Source organism: Arthrobacter sp. E70, assembly GCF_058266945.1.
In genome coordinates this window covers 1-696 of the sequence record NZ_JBYQFR010000036.1, presented here as the reverse complement: position 1 = coordinate 696, position 696 = coordinate 1, and the positions used below count along the sequence as shown (strand labels likewise).

The following is a 696-nucleotide window of genomic DNA, read 5'->3' as shown; positions in this document are numbered from 1 at the left end:
GGCCGCGATCGCGGAGACGGGGATGCTGGACCTCGCCGGAGCCGTGCCGCTGCCGTATGGGGTGGGCGACATGGTGCTGCGGCCGTTGACGGTGCTGCCCCGGCACACGAACGGGATGACGTTCACGGTGTCCGACGGCGGCGGGAACGTGATGCACACGGCCACGTTCTTTTCGGTGGGCGGCGGGTTCATCGTCCGTGAAGGCGGGGAGGACGCGGCGCAGCAGGAACTCGAGGAGTCGAAGAAGGAGCTGCCGCTGCCGTTCCGGACCGCCGCCGAACTCCTGGAGCACTGCGCGGCCAAGGGGTTGGGCATCGCGGACGTGATGTTCCTGAACGAGCGGGCGTCACGTGACGAGGCGGAGATCCGCAACGGCCTGCTGCACATCTGGTCCGTCATGGAAGCCTGCGTGCAGACCAGCCTGAAGCGCGAGGGCGTACTGCCCGGTGGGCTGAAGGTCCGCCGCCGCGCCCCCGACTGGTTCGACCGGATCCGGAAGGAAAGCGCCAACGGCGAGGACCCGGACCAGGAAGGGGACCAGGGACGGGAGCTCGGCCGCGCTTCCTATGATCCGCGGTACTGGCAGGAGTGGGTGAACCTGGTGGCCCTGGCGGTGAATGAGGAGAACGCTTCCGGCGGCAGGGTGGTTACCGCCCCGACCAACGGCGCCGCCGGGATCATTCCCGCCGTGCTGTT

1 protein-coding gene is annotated in these 696 nt (G+C 69.1%); it reads left to right on the top strand.

The features are described from left to right. The coding region (locus tag AC3IMC_RS20410; RefSeq protein WP_490920721.1) for an L-serine ammonia-lyase, iron-sulfur-dependent, subunit alpha at positions 1-696 on the top strand (696 nt) is incomplete at both ends.